Annotated in this window: 18 protein-coding genes; 14 read left to right on the top strand and 4 right to left on the bottom strand. The window is 34.8% G+C overall.

Features of this window, described 5'->3' with window-relative positions:
- Nucleotides 1-72: 72 nt before the first annotated feature.
- The 13 genes from EL260_RS06115 (at nucleotide 73) to polA (ending at nucleotide 16386) form a co-directional block, all read left to right on the top strand.
- Complete coding sequence (locus EL260_RS06115; protein ID WP_123859310.1) at nucleotides 73-648, top strand: hypothetical protein; 576 nt, start codon at nucleotides 73-75, stop codon at nucleotides 646-648.
- A gap of 187 nt (nucleotides 649-835) precedes the next feature.
- A complete protein-coding gene (locus EL260_RS06120) occupies nucleotides 836-1507 on the top strand; it encodes a hypothetical protein (protein ID WP_123859311.1) in 672 nt (223 codons plus the stop codon).
- A gap of 269 nt (nucleotides 1508-1776) precedes the next feature.
- A complete protein-coding gene (locus EL260_RS06125) occupies nucleotides 1777-4272 on the top strand; it encodes an ATP-dependent Clp protease ATP-binding subunit (RefSeq protein ID WP_123859312.1) in 2496 nt (831 codons plus the stop codon).
- Between the two features lie 67 nt (nucleotides 4273-4339).
- Entirely contained in the window at nucleotides 4340-5212 is an 873-nt protein-coding gene (locus EL260_RS06130; protein ID WP_123859313.1) for a lytic transglycosylase domain-containing protein, read from the top strand.
- A gap of 492 nt (nucleotides 5213-5704) precedes the next feature.
- The gene (gene tssD, locus EL260_RS06135; protein WP_123859314.1) at nucleotides 5705-6118 is read left to right on the top strand and encodes a type VI secretion system tube protein TssD; all 414 of its coding nucleotides are present in this window, start codon (nucleotides 5705-5707) and stop codon (nucleotides 6116-6118) included.
- A 206-nt stretch (nucleotides 6119-6324) separates the two neighbouring features.
- The gene (locus EL260_RS06140) at nucleotides 6325-8490 is read left to right on the top strand and encodes a type VI secretion system Vgr family protein (RefSeq protein WP_123859315.1); all 2166 of its coding nucleotides are present in this window, start codon (nucleotides 6325-6327) and stop codon (nucleotides 8488-8490) included.
- Between the two features lie 6 nt (nucleotides 8491-8496).
- Nucleotides 8497-9555: a LysM peptidoglycan-binding domain-containing protein gene (locus tag EL260_RS06145; RefSeq protein ID WP_123859316.1), complete on the top strand. Its 1059-nt coding sequence runs from the start codon at nucleotides 8497-8499 to the stop codon at nucleotides 9553-9555.
- Nucleotides 9555-10721: a PAAR-like protein gene (locus EL260_RS06150; protein ID WP_123859317.1), complete on the top strand. Its 1167-nt coding sequence runs from the start codon at nucleotides 9555-9557 to the stop codon at nucleotides 10719-10721. Before EL260_RS06145 ends, EL260_RS06150 begins: the two co-directional genes overlap by 1 nt.
- Nucleotides 10722-10725: 4 nt before the next feature.
- A complete protein-coding gene (locus EL260_RS06155) occupies nucleotides 10726-11379 on the top strand; it encodes a hypothetical protein (protein ID WP_123859318.1) in 654 nt (217 codons plus the stop codon).
- Between the two features lie 6 nt (nucleotides 11380-11385).
- Nucleotides 11386-12042, top strand: a complete 657-nt coding sequence (locus EL260_RS06160) for a hypothetical protein (RefSeq protein ID WP_123859319.1) — start codon at nucleotides 11386-11388, stop codon at nucleotides 12040-12042.
- A gap of 433 nt (nucleotides 12043-12475) precedes the next feature.
- Nucleotides 12476-12889: a type VI secretion system tube protein TssD gene (tssD, locus tag EL260_RS06165; protein WP_123859320.1), complete on the top strand. Its 414-nt coding sequence runs from the start codon at nucleotides 12476-12478 to the stop codon at nucleotides 12887-12889.
- A gap of 95 nt (nucleotides 12890-12984) precedes the next feature.
- Nucleotides 12985-13416, top strand: a complete 432-nt coding sequence (locus EL260_RS06170; RefSeq protein WP_123859321.1) for a hypothetical protein — start codon at nucleotides 12985-12987, stop codon at nucleotides 13414-13416.
- 135 nt (nucleotides 13417-13551) lie between these two features.
- Nucleotides 13552-16386 (top strand): DNA polymerase I, encoded by a 2835-nt coding sequence (gene polA, locus EL260_RS06175; protein WP_123859322.1) that lies wholly within the window; start codon nucleotides 13552-13554, stop codon nucleotides 16384-16386.
- Between the two features lie 63 nt (nucleotides 16387-16449).
- On the opposite strand, the gene EL260_RS06180 is transcribed toward polA, so the two are convergent.
- From EL260_RS06180 to EL260_RS06190, 3 genes are all read right to left on the bottom strand, one after another.
- The gene (locus tag EL260_RS06180; RefSeq protein ID WP_123859323.1) at nucleotides 16450-17034 is read right to left on the bottom strand and encodes a zinc-ribbon domain-containing protein; all 585 of its coding nucleotides are present in this window, start codon (nucleotides 17032-17034) and stop codon (nucleotides 16450-16452) included.
- A gap of 100 nt (nucleotides 17035-17134) precedes the next feature.
- Nucleotides 17135-17761, bottom strand: coding sequence for an FEKKY domain-containing protein (locus EL260_RS06185; protein WP_123859324.1), 627 nt, complete (start codon nucleotides 17759-17761; stop codon nucleotides 17135-17137).
- 31 nt (nucleotides 17762-17792) lie between these two features.
- Nucleotides 17793-18191: an immunity 22 family protein gene (locus EL260_RS06190; protein WP_123859325.1), complete on the bottom strand. Its 399-nt coding sequence runs from the start codon at nucleotides 18189-18191 to the stop codon at nucleotides 17793-17795.
- A gap of 257 nt (nucleotides 18192-18448) precedes the next feature.
- Between EL260_RS06190 and EL260_RS06195 the strand changes: the two genes are divergently transcribed.
- Complete coding sequence (locus tag EL260_RS06195; protein WP_123859327.1) at nucleotides 18449-19096, top strand: MgtC/SapB family protein; 648 nt, start codon at nucleotides 18449-18451, stop codon at nucleotides 19094-19096.
- Nucleotides 19097-19132: 36 nt separating this feature from the next.
- Here EL260_RS06195 and EL260_RS06200 read toward each other — a convergent pair whose 3' ends face one another.
- Nucleotides 19133-19612 (bottom strand): copper resistance protein NlpE, encoded by a 480-nt coding sequence (locus EL260_RS06200; RefSeq protein ID WP_228445340.1) that lies wholly within the window; start codon nucleotides 19610-19612, stop codon nucleotides 19133-19135.
- Nucleotides 19613-19732: the final 120 nt, after the last annotated feature.

The raw sequence follows: 19732 nt of genomic DNA on the forward strand, positions 1-19732 counted from the left end.
TGGTCTAATCTGTGTTTTGTATTTATTTTGGTAAGCGACTGGAGTGCCTTACCTTTCAATAATTCATATTTTATGAAGCCGGCTCAAAAAATATTTTTTTTCCTGTTATTATGGATATCAGTTTTTAACAGTAAAGCTCAGATTTCAGTATACAAAAATGATTCAATTATTGGAAGACTGCATGAAGAAACAGAAAGAACAGCATGTGAATACTGTTATTATCAGGAAGATATTGTTAGGATAAATAAAAAGATAAAAATTAAGATTCCTGTGACTATTGAAAATGGGACATTTCAGGCAGGAAGAATATTGGAAATAACAAACAAAGGGAATATTACAATTTTAAAGTTCAATTCAATTTCGGATGGAAGCAGCAGTTGGATCTATCTGGCTTACAAAAGAAATAAGACTCTTATTATCCGCAAACTAAGTTATAACAATACTGTTTATAAAAAAGAAATAAAGAAAAACGATTTTGATTATTTACCGGCAACAGAAGTTTGTGTTCAAAATACATCAGAAATAATCAACGAAGAAATTTCTTTTAGTAGTTCATTTAAATTTATTCCAGGGGATTGTTACAAATGTCCCATAAAAACAGAGGTAGATAATTGTATAAAGAATGGAAAAATTAAATATAGCTGGTAGTACCATTCCTATTGTCTTTTCAAAATCATAATAAAATTCTAAAAGAATATAGCTATTGAAGAGGATGAACCATTAAAAATATGGGATTATTACGGATTCCTTTGCAATAGAAATATTGATTATATTGTACCGCTCATAAGTGAAAGCATTCTTCATCAACAAAACCATGTTATTAAATTAAACACTAATGAACAAAATCACAGATCACCTTAAATACTTTTCAAAACTATCTGCTGTATTTATCTTCAGTCTATTTAAAATTTATGCCATTGGAATCCTGTCCACAGTCATTACTTTCTGTTTGGGAATCTATATCATGGCGGAAAGTTTAGGATCATCATTAGGACATAGTGGAGCTGTTGCATTTCTGACTGTGACTGTGATGGCAAAACCTTTGTCTGCAGGGCTTTTTTACCTTCTAATGATTGCAGCACCTTTTTGTATAGGCATTTTCTCTACAAAATATGGAATGTCAAGAATTATCAGCAGACTTGTTCAGGATCATTCCAAAACGATTTTGGTTCCTTTTATTGATAAAGTAGTTAATAAAATTAAAAATAACCAACCGGTTTTAGTTCGAAACAGTACAGATTATGCCTTGGCGAAAGTAAGATTGGTAAATGAATTCAAAAATAGCTCAGAAAATAAAATCCTTAAACGGGTCTTAGGTTATGCCCTGAATAAAGTGAAATTTGATGAATTGAATTTAGGCGATGAAAACGTAGACTTTTATGATATCATAAAAACCACACTAATTGAAAAATTACATGAACTGGCAGAGCCTTCAGCCATGATTTTCTATATCTATATCGGACTTCAGTGGTTAAGCCTGATTCTGTTATATTTTCTGAATATATAAGAAAAACGGCACTTCGGTAATAGAAATGTGGTATTTTATTTCCTGTCTGAAAACGGCGAAAGGATAAAAAAAGATGGTTGTTACTTCTCTAATTGAAGAATTAACTATCTTTATCATATTTAGAATAAAATATTTAATTTTAGCAAAATAAAAGAACCACTTTTGATTTTTGAGTCATCAGTAATAAAAAGTACAGGTTCAGAAAACATCAAATCATCTGGAAACAATAGTAAAACAGAACGCAAATATTAATATAAGAAAAATTATAAATGGGAGTACTAGTAACCAACGAAACAGTAAAGCAGCTATTTCATATTGCTCAGTCTATAGCGAGGGAAAATTATAATGGCACTTATGGAGGGCCACATATTTTGCAGGCTCTAATGCATAAAGATATTGGTCTTAATGAATTTTTAAAAAGCATAGATAAAGATCCTGGCTATTTTTATGAATGGGCAGATGTACGTATTGAAGAATACCCTAAAACCAGTCATCTTCCCGATGAAGTAGGACAAGATGAAGCGGTAGACACTCTTATAGAAGAAGCTGATGATATCCGTTTAAAATTGGGACTGGATGAGATTACTCCAATCTGTATCCTTACTGCCATTGTAAAACCTCAGATAGTGTTTTCACTTCAGCAACTGAAGTCATTGCCTCTGAGAGAACATGAAATTTTCAACCTATATAGAAAAGATACTCCTTTTACAGTTTCTGAAAACGGTGATTTTGCTTCATTATTTTCCAACGGATCAGACTTTACAGACTCATCTTTTCCATCTATCAAAAGCTATTGTGTAGACAGAACCGCACAAGCCAGAAATGGGGACCTTGAAAACATCATTGGAAGAGACAAAGAACTGAGAATGTTAGTAGAAATTCTTTGCCGAAGAAGTAAACCGAATGTAATCATCATCGGAGAACCTGGAGTAGGTAAGACTGCTTTAGTAGAGGGATTTGCTATAGAAATTACAAAAGGAAACGTTCCGGAAATGCTTAAAAATGGGACTCTTTTAGAGTTAGACACTGGAGCATTATTAGCAGGAACGTCTTATAAAGGTGAGATAGAAGACCGACTAAAAAAAGTAATCAATGAATGTAAGAAAATAGAAAAAGCTATTCTTTTTATTGATGAGATTCATACCCTTTTAGATTCAAAAGGAAGCATCGGAAACGTTGCTAATCTTCTGAAGCCGGAATTGGCAAGAGGAGAAATTACAGTTATCGGGGCTACTACTCAGGAAGAATACAGAAAAATTATTGAACCGGAACAGGCTTTCAACCGTCGTTTTGAGGTATTAACAGTGAATGAACCGGATGAGCAGACTTGTGTAAAAATGATTGATGTTCTTCTTGAAGGTTATAAGAAGCACCACGGTATTGAAGTGGAAAAAACAGCCCTTCCGGAATGTGTACGTCTGGCAAAAAGATATGCAAAAGGGAAAAAATTACCGGATGCAGCCATTGATTTATTAGACAGAACTATGGCAGCCATCAAAATGCTCGATGAACTTTCTGAAAAAGAGCTGAGCAGCTGGAAAGAAAGCTATGATGCTATTTTAAAAGAAGAATATCTTGACAATAAAGATAAGGCAGACGAATTGATCTGGACTTATAATTTATTAAGAGACAAAATAAGTCCTATTTTATGGGGATCATTGAATGAGCAGCCTGCTTTAGACAACTCAATGCCGGTAGATCAGATCCAAAAGATCATTGAAGATACCTATGCAGAACTTCTACAGCATGCTGCCAAGAAAAGAGAAAAGGTAGACCGTTTGGAACTTGCTGCTGTAATGGCTGCCAAAACCAATATTCCAATCGGGAAGATTCAGGCTCAGGAAAAAGAAAAACTCCTGAATATGGAATCCCTTCTATTGAACAGGGTAGTAGGTCAGGATCATGCATTAAAAATCCTTTCCGATGCTATTGTCGAAAACCGAAGCGGATTAAACAAACCAGGGCAGCCTATTGGGTCTTTTTTCCTTTTAGGACCTACCGGGACTGGGAAAACAGAACTAGCCAAATCAATGGCAGAACTATTGTTCAACGATGAGAAGGCTATGGTTCGTTTTGATATGTCGGAATTTAAAGAAGAGCATTCCGCAGCGTTACTATATGGAGCGCCTCCGGGATATGTAGGATATGAAGAAGGAGGGATGCTAGTCAACAAAATCAGACAACAGCCTTATACGGTAGTTTTATTTGATGAAATTGAGAAAGCTCACCATTCTGTATTCGATGTGTTCCTTCAAATCATGGACGAAGGAAAAGTACATGATAAACTTGGAAAAGAAGGAGATTTCAGTAATGCTTTGATCTTATTCACTTCTAATATTGGAAGTGAAGAAATCGTAAAACAGTTTGAAGAAGGAAAGGTTCCTGAATCATCTTCACTGATGCAGATTATGTCGAATTCAGGAAGATTCAGACCGGAATTCTTAGCCAGAATTACAGAAATTATTCCTTTTGCACCAATCACGGAATCTATTGCTGAAAGAATATTTAATATTCAGTTAAAATCACTTCATACCTCATTAACAAGACTGGGAATTACCTTAAAGATTACTGATGAGGCTGTGAAAAACCTTGCTCTTGGTGGATTCAGCAGTAAATATGGAGCCAGACAGATTTCCGGAGTGATCCGTGCACAACTGGCGAGACCTATTTCTAAAATGATTGTAAGAGAAGAAGTGAAATCCGGACAAACGATTCATGTAGACTGGAATAAGGAAGAAGAAAAAACAAGCTGGAAAGTAGATTAATTAAGAAAGTAAATAGCAAAAAGGCAATTGATAGAATTCGCCTTTTTGCTTTATAAATAACATTAAGATGAAAACCATTGTCAGAAATATCTTTACAGGAGTAATGCTTTTGGGAACAGTCGTTTTGGTAAACGGCCAGTTTCTGGCGGCATCAGATACCTCAGAAAGCAGCGTAAGAAAATATCAGGGAATCATTAATTCAAACAAAGACCTTGTTGAATTTATTGAACAGTTACTTCTGCAGAAGGGACTTCCAAAGCATTTAAGAAACCTAGCCCTTATTGAATCTCATTTTGACAAAAATATTACCTCCGGAGCGGGAGCCGTAGGAGTATGGCAGCTGATGACAGCACATGCCAACCAGTATGGTCTTGCAGAACATCAACGAACAGATGTGTATAAAAGCACAAAGACAGCGGTTATTTCCCTGGCTAATTTATATAAGAAATACAATAACTGGGTAACAGTGGTCGCTGCTTACAACTGTGGTGAAGGAAATGTTGCCAAGGCAATGCAGGCTGCAGGCTCCAGCCAATATCACGAATTCTATCGATATCTTCCAGCAGAAACTATCAATCACGTGAAAAAATATCTGAATGCCTGCTATGCAACAGGAGAGCTTCAGAGTGTGTTAAGCAATTATAATTCTGCAAGGATCAATAAGGTGTTTTTTGAAGATGGAAATAGAAAAGTAACAGATGCAGCCCTTTCCGAAACAGAGATCAATGCCGGATTTAATCTGAGTGTAATCGCTGATGAGCTGGATGTGGAAGTAGATAAAATTCTTGCGTGGAATCCTGGGATCACAGAAGAGCTACAGAAAAAAGGGGAAAGCTCTTTTTATCTTCCCACTGATCTGATGCCGGATTTTCTTCTCAGAAAAAATAAAATACTAACCAGATCAATAAAAGAAAGTGCAGGTGCAGGGGTACAACCTTAAAACCACCAATAATATAATAATAACCAAACCGTAATAGGTTTGGTTATTTTTTTTGATGCATTTCATCCTTTTTTATTTTGAGAAAAATAATGTGAAAATCAACATATGCATTGAAGAGAATGAATTACTTTATAAAAAAAGCTGGGTTTTTAAATTTTTCAGTCAAAAATTGGAGCATTTGATCTTTTCATATTACAATTTTAAGCATAAGTTAATATGTGTTAATTTTATCTTAAATAGTATTAATATCTCTCTTTGATGTGGGAAATGATCCTTTTTATCAGTGTTTTATAAGTTTTTAAAATCCTTTGTTTACAATGGTTAAAGTAGAGTTATTAAATCTAATATCGTAGAATTACTACAAAAAGTCGTAGAACTACTACAATTTTTCAGATTTATAGTTAAAAGTTTTTTTTCCGAAAAAAGAGCCTCTATATTTGCTATACAATCACCGAATCACAAAATATTATTAACGATTAAAATTTACAAATCATGGCAGAAAGAAATTCGAGAGGAATCTTAAAATTCAACAACGGAGAAGGTCAGAAATTATTAAAGATGAACTACAGCGTAGCAAGATCTACGGACGTTTCAGGACGTGTAGCATCAGACCCTTCTAACGCACTTATCAAAGTTACAGTAGAAGCTACTGAAAAATCAGACATCCTTGAAAGCTTATTAAACGGAAAATATAAGCCAACTGTGGGAGAGATCGTTTTCAACAAGTCTCACGAAGAAGGAACTCTAATTACTTTAAAATGGGAGAACGGATACGTTATCCAGCACGAAGTAGATTTTGATGCTATCGACAGCAACAGTATGTTGATTAGCTTCGTAATCAGTGCTGAAACTATCGACTACGGTACTTCTCAATACGCTGGACTGTGGCCTTCGGCAGGTAAATAAGCCTATTCATCATCTTAGTAAAAATAAAATTGGTACAGGACAGTGCGCTCGGAAGAGTATGCTGTCCTGTTTTTTCATAAGGACTCACGGATTTCAGAAATCAGTTTTTTAAAAAAAACAAATGATGTAGATCTAACCTTATATTTTTTGATTCTGTTGCTGTATAATCAGCAGTTTATTTAATTTTAACTTAAACACAAAACACTATGTTTCAGGATGACAAGACAATTAAAGTAGATAGCCCAAAGAATGATACCAAAGGCAGTAAAGAGCAGCTGAAAAATGTAAAGGAAAATGTTGCCCAAAAAGCAGAAGAAAAGATGAATAAAACGGGCAGTAAAGTGAAGAAAGCTGTGAAAGCAGGACAGCAGAGTGTAAGCGCTGTACAAGGGGCAAATATGTTCATGAACCAAACCTTTGTCCCGAACAATCCTTCCATTGTTGAAAATAAAGTGTGGGCGAAACAGCCTACCTCAAAGATACATAATGCTGAAGCTATTCCTCAAAGTATTATCGCCGGAATTAACCGCGTGGTGAAGCTAGATGTTGTTATCGAAGGGCAGATTATTAAGCATTTTAAACATTTTAAATTGGTGCAGAGTGCTGCCAAGCATCATGAATTTAGCCTGACGCTGGCCCATGATACATTGGGGAGTGCAGAAAATCATAACCTTCAAGAAGCACAAAATTTCCTGGGAAAAAGGATAACAGTGGTTTTCAAATATAAAGATATTATACAAGGAGCGGAACGTAATTTCGTGGGTGTAGTTACAGAAGTTGGGTTCAGTCAGGAGAAAGGAAGCCTTGGGAATATTGTCCTTAAAGGATACAGTCCTACTGTACTTTTGGATGCGGCGCCTCATATTCAGAGTTTTGGAGGAAGCCAGCCCATTAGTTTGAATAGCATAGCCTATCATGTAATCAGTGAAGGACTGGGACAGAATAAATTCGATTTCAGAGTTGATGCTCAACATGGAAACGTTTCTTACAGTTCACAATACGAAGAGACCCATTATAATTATCTGGCAAGAATGGCTGAAGCTTATGGTGAACAGTTTTATTATGATGGAGAAGTATTACATTTTGGTAAGCTTCCGCCTCAGGAAAAGCCGGTCAAACTTACCTATGGAAGTAGCGTAAGTGATATTGCAATCAAAATGAAAGCCCAGCATGTGAGCCCTTCTTTCTATGGTTACAACAGTAGTAAAAATGAAAAGATGACAGGAGGAAGTGCAAAAATCAATCATACATCAGATATTGCAAGACGTGCTTACGAAATTTCGGAAAGAACCTTTACAACACCATCTTTGAGAGTTGCACCTATAAAAGCTTCCTCTTTTATGGATATTGATGCTTCCCAAAAAGGGACTGCCGGCAGTAAGGCTTCTGAGGTATTTATCACCTCGGGTACTACTACTGTACCTTTCTTATATCCGGGATGTACTGCCGATATTGAAATGCGCAAAGCAGAAAGCAACGAAACCTCATATTTCACCAAGTTGATGATTATCGAAGTTACTCATGAAGTAGATGCCAGAGGATATTATGATGGTAAATTTGAGGCTATTGCTGCAGATACAGGCTATATTCCACGTCCGGAATTTGAAACACCGAGAGCGGAAGCTCAGTTTGCCAAAGTAGTTTCCAATACAGATCCTCAAAACCAGGGAAGAGTTCAGGTACAGTTTGACTGGCAGAACGGACCGGACATTACAGAATTTATCCGTGTGATGTCTCCGGATGCAGGAAGCAGTGATAAAGTAAATAAAAACCGAGGATTTATGTCTATTCCTGAAGTTGGAGACCAGGTGATTATCAATTTTGTTCACCAGCACCCGGACCGCCCTTTTGTAATGGGAGGAATGTTCCATGGTGGTATTGGTGCCGGAGGTGGTGCAGGGAATAATGTGATGAGCTTTAGTGGAAGAAGTGGGGCTGAATTGAAGTATGACAACGGGGCTGGATCTATGAATCTTAAAGATCAGGGAGGAGCTAATATGTTCTTTGACGGGGCAGGAAATGTAGTACATAATGCCAATAATGACAGCACTAAAACTGTTGGAAATGATAAAACGGATAAAATTGGTAATAATAAGAAATTAGAAGTTGGGTGTGATCATATTGCAGATGTTGGAAATACCCATAAAGTGGCTGTAGGAGGTAAGAATAGTGTATTTACAATGGACAGTAAGGGGACTATTGATTTGACAGGTATTAAACAATTAAAACTTAAAGTAGGAAATAGTGAGATTGTTATTACTCCAGATAAAATTTCAATTACAAGTGCTGAAGTGGATATCATAGGAGGAGGTGCAACAGCTAATTTTAAAGGAAAAACTACAATTACCGGAAAACCTGTGGATATAAACTAATGAAGAATGGAATTGATAAAATATAAAATTCAAAGAGGAGACACATTAGAATCAATAGCAGCAAAGAATGGATTATCTATTAAAGAGCTGATAACTTTTCACAATCAAAATTGTGGTGTAACGGAAACTATTTTAAGTGACTATTTACCATTGCATTTAGAATATATATATCTGGAAATAAAAACAGAAGAAGAACAGCGAGAATCAAATAATATTGCTGCGGGTGATAAAGCTAGATATAGAGCAGAGCAAACGGTAATAACAAAGATCAATGGTATTATTCAAAATCATGCAGATACCAAAAGAGAGTTTTTCGTTATCAAAGAAAATAATAATAACAGGTTACTGATAAAAACAGCTTTAGTTGAAAATACCATAAAAGTAAACCCTGCTGCTCTACAGGATGTAATGAATATCATCTGTGAAATTGATTTATTAAAATGTGATGCAATTTTGGAACCTGACCCAAAGACTGGAAAAATTAAGAAAGTTCAGAATCATGAGGAGATTATTAAAAGATGGAAAAATTATAGAAGTAGTTTAGAAGCCAAATTTGGTTTTATCCGGTCCGATACTACTAAAAATGACTTTAAACATTTTATTGATGCTTCGGAAAATGTTATTATTAATGAAGACAATTTAAAAAGAGATTTTAATGCAAAACTTTTTTTTGATTTATTTTTTGATAAATATTTAGTTTCTAAAGATAATTTATTTGCTCCCTTTAACAGGAAATTAAATTCTCAGTTACTAGAAAACATACCCGTAGAATTAAAATTCAGACAAGATATTTTGTCTGAAACAGAAAATACGGTCAATGTAAGAAAAGTGGGAGAACTTAATAAGAGCAGTTTGAATATTGACGGGCTAAAAAAATCATATGATGAACGATACCTGCCTATGGTAGGCTATAAATTTTCAGAGTATAATTTTAGTATACGGGAACATTCTACTATAGACTTAAACAACCAGTGGATTGAGAATTCTGAAGTCACAATTATCGAAGAAGTTAAAAATAATGTACAGATATTGATAAGCTATAAACTTAAAAAAATAGAAACATAATGGCAGAGTCTTTTGTACCACAGGAAACTACAGTAGTATGTACTAATATGACCAATGGGGCTCCTCAAAAGCTAGGTATGTATGAACGTACATCAATTACAATATATAGATCCAAAGAACAACCTTTACTCAATAAACTGGATAGAAAACTTTCCGGTTCATTCCAATGTAAAACTTCAATGAAATTTTGGGGAGGCCTCCAGATTTTATGTGCTGTTTTGGCAGTAGGAGCTTTGGTAATCGCTACCGTTGCTACCGGAGGGCTTGCCTTAGTGGCCGCTGGAGTTATGTTTGCCGCTGCTGCGGTAAGTGTGGGTTCAGGAATAACAGCAATCTATAAAGCAGCCCATGATTGTGATGCAACATTAACATCCAATTGGGAAGAATACCATAAAATAGTAAATATTGAAAAATCAAATGCATTACTGAACAAATCTTTCATGAGCTGTAGCAAAGGAGGAATTGTAACTATTATTATGGATCCTGTTCTAGCTCAGGAGGCTGCTAGTCAGATTAGCAGTAGTAATAATAAAGAAATTGCAGCTCATTTTACGGCACAAGCTGTAATGGGAGTAATAACCGTAGCGACTACCTTTTCACCTATCGGAATCTTAGTAGGAGCTCCGCTTGCAGTTTATAATTATTGGAATGGTGAGAGTGATAAGCAAAAAGTAAGGGATGCTAATACAAAATTGAGGTTTACAGATAAGGAACAAAAAAACAAATCTTTTTTAGACCAGTCTGGAGATGCTGCAAAACAGGAAGGTATAAATGGAGCAATTGGATCGCCTGGAGCGTTGATTGAAGAGGGAATGACTGTTACGGCTAGAAATCAGGCTTTATTGAGACAGGCTCAGCAGTATGGAATGGAGGCTATAGAAAGGCAGGCAGCAGGTCGAGTGGCCTCAGCTGAATCAGCCAGATTAGCGCAGGATATTTTAATGAGATCACAATCTACAGCATTTAATTGGAAAGGACTAGGTGGCGGATTGCTAAAAGGTTTTCTTGGCGGAATGATTAACTTTGGAATAGATTATTCTGTAGATCAATATGAAGAAAGTAAAAATAATGAAAGTATAGATGTAGCATTATCAGCGGATGATGTGAATGCAGCTGGAGAAAAAAATGATAAAGGTGGAATTAGTATAGTGGCACAAGAAGGGTAATAATATGAAAAACCAGTTTTTACAAGCAATAGGATATGCAATAGGAGTATTAATTTTAGTTCCTGTTGCTATTTATTTAATCAATATTTTCTTTTTTAAATCTCCTGTAGTTACAGATCAGGAAATTAACCGTTTCATGGAAAATTCTAATAATACGGAAATAGTTGTTTGGTTTGATAGACCTCTTACCATAAGTGAAAAATACTTAGGAAGACACTCCAAAACAGTTTCATCATTTTTAAGTAGAAATGGATCAGGAAATTATAATTATACTTCTTATACTTTTTATAATAAATCTAATAAAAAATATTTTTCGCTCTTGCAATTAGCAGAAAGTGGATATATATTTAGGAACATTAAACAGGGAGATACTTTAAATGTAAAAATAAATAAGTATTTTCTAACTAATGAAAACTATGGAACTTTAGAAAATCCAATTCCCGTTTTGTATTATGCAGGAATAAAAGAGGCCATAAGAACACCTAAAGTACAGACACAGTTTAAAGAAAGTGAACTTTCTACAGAGGAACAATTCGGCATAGATAAAAATAATGATTTTGATCCTGTATATATGGATAGGGTTTATAAAGCGTCTGTTTTTAAATATCTTACATTTATAATTCCTAAAAAAGATTATAAAAAGATGTTTCCAAAATGAAAATAGATGAAAAATCAATTTTTACAAGCAATAGGATATGCAATAGGAGTATTGGTTTTAGTTCCTGTTGTTATTTATTTAATCAATATTTTCTTTTTTAAACCTCCTGCAGTTACGGAGAAGGAAATTAACCGTTTTATGGATAACTCTGTTACTACTGAAGTAACGGTTTGGTTTAATAGACCACTAAAATTAGGTGAAAAATACTTAGGATATCACACTAAAACAGTTTCTTCATTTTTAAGCAGAGATGGCTCTGGTAATTATACCTATTACACTTTTACTTTCTATGATAAATCTCAAAAAAAATATTATTCCCTTTTACAATTGGCAGAAAGTGGGTGGCTTTCTAATAATATTGGAAAAGGTAAAGTTTTAAATATAAAAGTAAATAAATATTTTCTGAATAATGAAGATTATGGAACATTAGAAAATCCAATTCCCATTTTGTATTATGCAGGAGTAAAAGAAGCCATAAGGACACCTGAAGTACAATCGCAAATTAAAGAAGGTGAACTCTCCACAGAGAAGCGATTCAGTATAGATAAGAATAATGATTTTGATCCTGTATATATGGAAAGGGTTTATAAAGAGTCTGTTTTTGACTATCTTACATTTATAATTCCTCGAAAGGATTATAAAAAAATGTTTCCTGATTCATGAAGGGAGTAGGGTATTAATTATTAAAAAGATGCTCTATTAGCGAAACGGATAATATGATTTCTATTATTGTTGATTTTGACCATAAAAAGAATAATAAGTTTTAGAATGTATATTAGTATTCTATCCTTTAAAAATGATGAGGTTTGAATGGTTTCTTAGCTGTCATAAAGTATGTTTTGTAACATAGTATTTCTCTTTGTGGTGTAATAATTAATATATTTATGTTTTTTTGTGATTATAGTTAAAATATTTATTATTAATAGTTTGTGTGGTATTTTAACTCCATTGTCGTAGAATTACGACATAAAATCGTAAAACTACTACAATTTTTCAGATTTCCTTCCAAAAGCTTTTTTTTCAATTTTGAGGACTCTATCTTTGTCATACAATTATCGAATAACATAAATATTACTAACGATTAAAATTTACAATCATGGCAGAAAGAAATTCAAGAGGAATCTTAAAATTCAACAACGGAGAAGGTCAGAAATTATTAAAAATGAACTACAGCGTATCAAGATCAACTGACGTATCAGGACGTGTAGCATCAGATCCTTCTAACGCACTTATCAAAGTTACAGTAGAAGCTACTGAAAAATCAGACATCCTTGAAAGCTTATTGAACGGAAAATATAAGCCAACTGTAGGAGAGATTATCTTTAATAAATCTCACGAAGAAGGAACATTAATTAACCTGAAGTGGGAAAACGGATATGTTATCCAACACGAAGTAGACTTTGATGCTATTGACAGCAACAGTATGCTAATCAGCTTCGTAATCAGTGCTGAAACTATTGACTACGGTACTTCTCAGTACGCTGGGCTTTGGCCATCTGCTGGTAAATAAGCCAGAACAACAAAACTTAAAAAAACTAATGGAACAGTATGCTTATAGAGTATACTGTTCTGTTTTTTACTCTACACGACTAAAATTATATAAAAATGTTCAGACAAATTCTGTTAACTCTCACTTTTACAATTTCATTCATTACTTTACAGGCACAAAATACTTCCTCTCTATACAAAGGTACAGTGAACGGAAAAATGCCGGTAACCTTATTTTTACAATCTGTAGAAAACGGCTGTGGCGGAGATCCTTACTATAATGGTATGTACCGTTACGAAAAAGTAAGCAATTGGCTGCAACTTAATGTTACAGAAGGAATCAATCAACAGTTTGCGATGGTAGAAGAAGGCTTCACAGGACTGATGATTCTAAAGAAAGAAGGCGAAACCATGAATGGAACCTGGATAAGCCCGGACGGTAAAAAACAAATTCCGGTACAGTTGAAAAAAGTAAGCATAGGCAAAAAAGATATGGAAAGCTATGAGAAGAGAATGGAACAGTTGAACTACGAAAACCACGATTGCTAATTAGAGATTAGAAGCTCACCCAACATTTTATACCATTCAGTCTTCTATCTCAAATCACGAACCACGCATCCCGAATCCATTCCAAAACTAGCAACTTATCTTCCTATTTTCTTATATTTGTTCATTATAGATAATATGGACGCAACACAAGATAAAAGGCTGTTTCTCATCGATGCTTATGCGATGATTTTCAGAGGATATTACGCATTGATCAGGAATCCGAGATTAACAAGCACCGGTTTGGATACTTCTGCCATCTTTGGCTTTACCAACTCCTTGATCGAATTGATCAGAAGAGAAAAACCTACTCATTTAGCAGTTGTTTTTGATGTAGGAAGAGCAAGCGTAAGAACTGATGATTTCGCTGACTATAAAGCGAACAGAAGTGAAACTCCTGAAGCCATCAAAATTGCCGTTCCATATATTCACAGGATTCTGGAAGGAATGCACATTCCAATTCTTGGAGTAGAAGGGTATGAAGCAGATGATGTGATAGGTACCATTGCATGCAAAGCCGAAAAAGAAGGGTATACCACTTTCATGGTAACTCCTGATAAAGACTTTGCTCAGTTGGTTACAGATAAAATCAAAATTTATAAGCCGGGATTAAAAGGAGGGGATATCGAAATTCTTGGCGTAGAAGAAGTGAAAGCCAAATATGAGATTGAAGACCCAAAACAGGTCATCGATTATCTGGCCATGATGGGAGATGCAGTGGATAACATCCCTGGATTGGAAGGCGTAGGAGAGAAGACTGCGATGAAATTCCTTAAAGAATTTGGAAGCATTGAAAACCTATTGGCAAATACAGATAAGCTGAAAGGAAAGCTGAAAGAAAAAGTAGAAGCCTCTGCAGAACGTGGCATTTTGTCTAAAAAACTGGCAACTATTATATGTGATGCCCCGATAGAATTCCATCAGGAACAATACGATCTGGAAACTCCTGATTTTGAAAAAGTAAAGGAAGTTTTCGAAGAAATAGAATTCCGAAGACTGTATGAAAATCTTTACAGAGCCTTTGCTCCGGCAGTAACAGAAACCGTTGTCGTAAGTGAAGTGGAAGTGAAACAGACTCCCACGGGAACAGAAATAAAAGGACAGGCAATGCAGCTTGATCTTTTTGCCAATTTCGAAGAATTGGATCAGGCAACTTCTACAAAATCTTCTATTGAACATAACGATCACCTTTATCAGTTTGTTGATAATCCAAAAGCTCAGAAAAAACTGGTAGACAATCTTTTGAAACAAAGAGCGGTATGTTTTGACACAGAAACCACTTCATTGAATGAGCTGGAAGCAGAACTGGTAGGAATGAGTTTTTCTTATAAAAAAGGGTTAGCATATTATATTCCTTTATCTGAAAGTAGAGAAGAAGTATTACAAACCCTTGAAATCTTCAGACCGTTTTTTGAGAAAGAAGATTTACTGAAAATCGCTCACAATTTAAAATTCGATTATAAAATATTAAAACAGTACGACATCACTGTTAAAGGAGCGATGTTTGATACCATGATTGCCCATTACCTGTTGAATCCTGATGGAAGACATGGCATGGACTATCTTTCTGAAGTATTTCTGAATTATAAACCTGTTTCCATTGAAACAATCATTGGAAAAAAAGGAAAAAAACAAGGAACCTTCAGAGATGCAGACCTTAGAACACAAACAGATTATGCTGCGGAAGATGCAGATGTAACCTTCCAATTGTATGAGTTGTTTGCTCCACAACTAAAAAAAGAAAACCTGGAAGATCTTTTCTTCAATATTGAAATGCCTTTGATGGAAGTTCTGGCAAAAATGGAACTTACCGGAATTTCCTTAGATGAAAAGTGGCTGGCACAGGAAAGTATTGATCTTGAAAATGACCTGAGAGAGCTGGAAAAAACGATTTTCGAGCTTTCAGAAGAAGAATTCAATATGAATTCTCCAAAGCAGCTAGGAGAAATTTTGTTTGAAAAAATGCAGCTTGATCCAAAAGCCAAAAAAACGAAAACAGGACAATATGCTACTTCGGAAGATGTACTTCAGAAACTGGCTTCAAAGCATGAAATCATCAAGCATATTCTGGAATACAGAACCTATCAGAAATTAAAATCAACCTATGTAGACGCATTGCCGTCGCAGATTGATAAATTAGATAATAGAGTGCATACCAATTTCTCTCAGACTACAGCTGCAACAGGTCGTTTGGCAAGTGTGAATCCGAACCTGCAGAATATTCCGATCAGAACATTGAGAGGACAGCAGATCCGTGGAGCCTTTGTTTCTGGAGAAGGAAAGAAGATTATTTCTGCCGATTACTCACAGATCGAACTTCGTCTTATTGCTGAAATTTCAGGAGAAGACAATATGATTAAAGCATTCCAGGATGGAGAAGATATTCACGCGTCTACTGCTGCAAAACTCTTTAAAATTCCTTTGGAAGAAGTTTCAAAAACGCAAAGAAGCCAGGCCAAGACAGTAAACTTTGGAATTATTTACGGCCAGGGAGCTTTTGCATTAGCAGAACAAACCGGATTATCCCGTACGGAAGCCAAACAGATGATCGAAGCCTATTTCGAAACCTATCCAAAACTGAAGGAATACATGGCAGAGCAGGTAAACAAGGCCCGTCAGATGGGATATGTTGAAACTATTCTGGGAAGAAAGCGCCACTTAAAAGATATTAATTCCAACAATTTCGTAGTAAGAGGGCATGCAGAAAGAAATGCTGTGAACGCTCCGGTACAAGGAAGTGCAGCCGATGTTGTAAAGTTGGCAATGATTAAAATAGATAGAGAATTGGAAGAACAACAAATGAAGACTAAAATGCTGCTTCAGGTACATGACGAATTGGTATTCGAAGCTCCGGCAGACGAAATTGAAGCCGCTTCAAAACTAATTAAAATTGAAATGGAAAATGCTTTGAAAACACAGGTTCCGTTATTAGTAGAAATTGGAGTTGGGAATAACTGGCTGGAAGCACATTAATTTTTATATCAATCATAAATAAATTAAGAACAAAGGTGAGTATAATAACTCACCTTTGTTTATTTAGTTATATGAAGTGATAATTTGACTTTCATCAAAATAAAAACAGGACGCATCATAATCATGCCAACATGCTTGATAATGAGGACCATTTCCATAATTTGAAGTATTTACATTATTAGGTTTCCCTCTCATATATACAAGCATTTCATAACGCATTCCAATCCAAATTTTATTTTCAGAAATACTAATGCAGTCTTCTTTTGACCATTCCGGATGCTTTTTATAAATTTTCCCAGCCTTTGTTTTTAAGAATTTTTCTTCTTCAATTTTTTCTAGCTGATTTATGCTATCAATTCTAGCTTGATTTTTAATACTGTCTTCTTTGGAAATTTTATGTACGCTATTAGTCGTTATAGCAGAATTATCTTTTGTTCCGGAGCATTTACTGACTAGAAATATTATAAATGCAATACCCATAAATAATAATGCGACTGCACATCCATTATTTTGCTTTTTAGGGGGATTGGAAGCGGGTGAAGATGATGTTTTTTTTGAATGATCTTTGATGGAATAACCACATTGAGGACAAAAAAATGCAGTATCGTTAATTTGGTTTTGACACTGAGGACATTTATTTAATGACATATTTATAATCTTTTGATGTACAAAAATATTTTGAACAGTTGAAAATTATTTACGGGTTAACGTATTTTAGTCATTTTTTATAGAAATAATTCTTTTTCATTCACTCTCCGTGGGGTTGCTTAAGCTGGTCAATTTCCTTCTGCATATTATCCTGCCAGTTTTTGCCATTCCTTTTTTCAAGATAAAGAGTAACTATTTCAGCGTATTTATTTTGGGCTTTATTGTCAATGGGATCAATTATACAACCCGTATTCCTATAAGTTATCCCATACTTTTTTCGAATACTATCTATGTGATGAATCGTTTGGGAGTCTTGCGTCAGTACAGACAGACCGCCAGCATATTCCAGGATTACTTTGTCATTTTTAATACCCTTTTCAGCCTGTTGGAGATATTCATATTCTCTTTGAGAGATTACTTTTTGTATTTTCAAAAAATCACTTGCTGAGAGATAGGCGAAAAATAATAAAACAAGACCATTGGTTACAGGAAATACCCGAAGAAATTTAGCCTTGAAATTTAATTTTTTAAAATTGAGACTGCTTATCAGATAAGAAAACAAGGCTGCAAAAGCAAATATTACAGCCAGGTATTCTAATCTTGATTCTTTAATGATATAAGGCAGATCAAACATCATTGGATCGTTGATGATATAAGAATTAAAGATATATGCCACAACAAGGAGCAGGGCTATTATCAGATTAATCCATATTAATTTCTTATTCATAACCGGAATGATATTAAAATCTTAATCATATTTAAACGTCAAATTCAATCTCTCCGATGTAATATAATTTGTTTTCCTCTCCATCCACTGAAACAGGATTAGGGATCACGAATCTGCTGGCAAAAACGATTGCATTGACAGGCGTATCCAGACTTAGATCATTAAGCTTTTGCTCTAGAATCGGAAGCCACTGGTCTGCATATGAATATTCTGAAAACTTTTCAACCAGCCCCAATCTTTCATCTTCAAAACCGTATTCTATAAAGTCATCATCAAACCATTTGATGTTCTGAGACTCTGCAAATTTTGAAACATACTGATCATCATTTTCCTCTTCCAGATAATAATTTTCATCCTCTTCTACAAAAGCATAAAATTCTTCTTCATTTTTAAAATACCCCAGCCAGAAGTGAGAAATTTCTTTGTCCATAATGTATTGTTTGTTGTATTATTTAATATAATCATTTAGAATGAGCTTTCCATGGTATTGATTTGTATAACATGTAAAACTCATTTTTTAGGTTGAAAAATTAAGAGCAAGACTTATTTTTCCAATTCGAAGTGTAATATTACAAAAGTTTTCTGTTACATTCCGTTTTTTACGTAGTATTCCATAAAGTCTGGGTATCAAAAATAGTTCCGTAAAACTTTTTTATTGTACATTTATTCTATCATTAAATCTTGAAAATGGAATTTTTACAGGACCATTATGTGGTTAAAAATGAATTGCTGCTGATCTTTATTTCCGTAGTCCTCGGATTGCTAATTGGTGCGGAGCGGGAGTATCGTAATAAGTCAGCTGGCTTGCGTACTTTTATTCTCGTTTGTTTTGGCGCCTGCTTATTTACCATCCTTTCCATTAAAATAGGCGTTGCCAATCCGGATCGTCTGGCAGCTAATATCATTACAGGAATTGGTTTTTTGGGAGCTGGAGTGATCTTTAAAGGTGAAAATAAGATCGAAGGAATTACAACAGCAACTACCATTTGGGCAACAGCTTCCATAGGAATGGCGGTAGGATCAGGATATGTTTATTTTTCCCTTCTGGGAACAGCTTTAGTGCTTATTATTCTGAGCGCATTAACCTATCTGCAAAATTTTATAGATAATTACAACAAGATCAGGGAATATAGAATAGGTGTAACAAATTCAGCTGACTTAAAACATTGTGAAGAACTTTTTAGAAAACACCATTTAAAGTATTTATTAATCAAACAACAATATACACAAGGTAATATCACTGCAACCTGGAGACTGACAGGTAAGAGTACCCATCATGAGGGATTGATAATAGACTTGGTTGTTGATTCAAAGATCATAGCCTATCAGTTTTAGAATAAAGCAAAAAAATAAAGGCCGAAGCCTTTATTTTTATTTTTTCTTGAATACATACAGATCCTTGTTAGGCCCATCAATTTCTTTTCCATCCATATCAAGCTGGAAAAGCATATTTTCACCAACTTTATATTTATAGTTTGCTGTTTTACCTTTTAAGGTAATAATGCTTCCTGCAGCATCCCATGTGAAAGAACCTTTGTCTTCATTCTTTGATTTTCTTTCCAGATATTCTTCTGTAATACTGAAAGTATTATTATTGTTAAGGGTTAATGAAGTCTTGATTCCCGGACAGTCAGCACATGGAACCACGGCTTCGTAAGTACCACTCCAATCCAAAGAATTCTCTGAAGTATCTCCCAGTGCACTTGTTACAGGGTGAACTGTACTGTCTGTAGCTGTTGCTTGAGCAGAATCTGTAGCTGATGTTTTAGCATCTACCGTTTCTTTTTTAGAGCATGAAGCAAGGAATAAGGCCGCTCCAATTCCAAAGATAAGTGTTTTGTTTTTCATCATAATAATTAATTTAAGTATGTTTTTTAAACTGACAAACTTGAAACAAAAATTGAGCCAAGAGAATGAGCCAGAGAGAATGATAAAGAAGGAGAGATGTCAATAGTCAATTCACTTGTCCAT

This window comes from Chryseobacterium nakagawai, assembly GCF_900637665.1.
Classification (GTDB): Bacteria; Bacteroidota; Bacteroidia; order Flavobacteriales; family Weeksellaceae; genus Chryseobacterium; species Chryseobacterium nakagawai.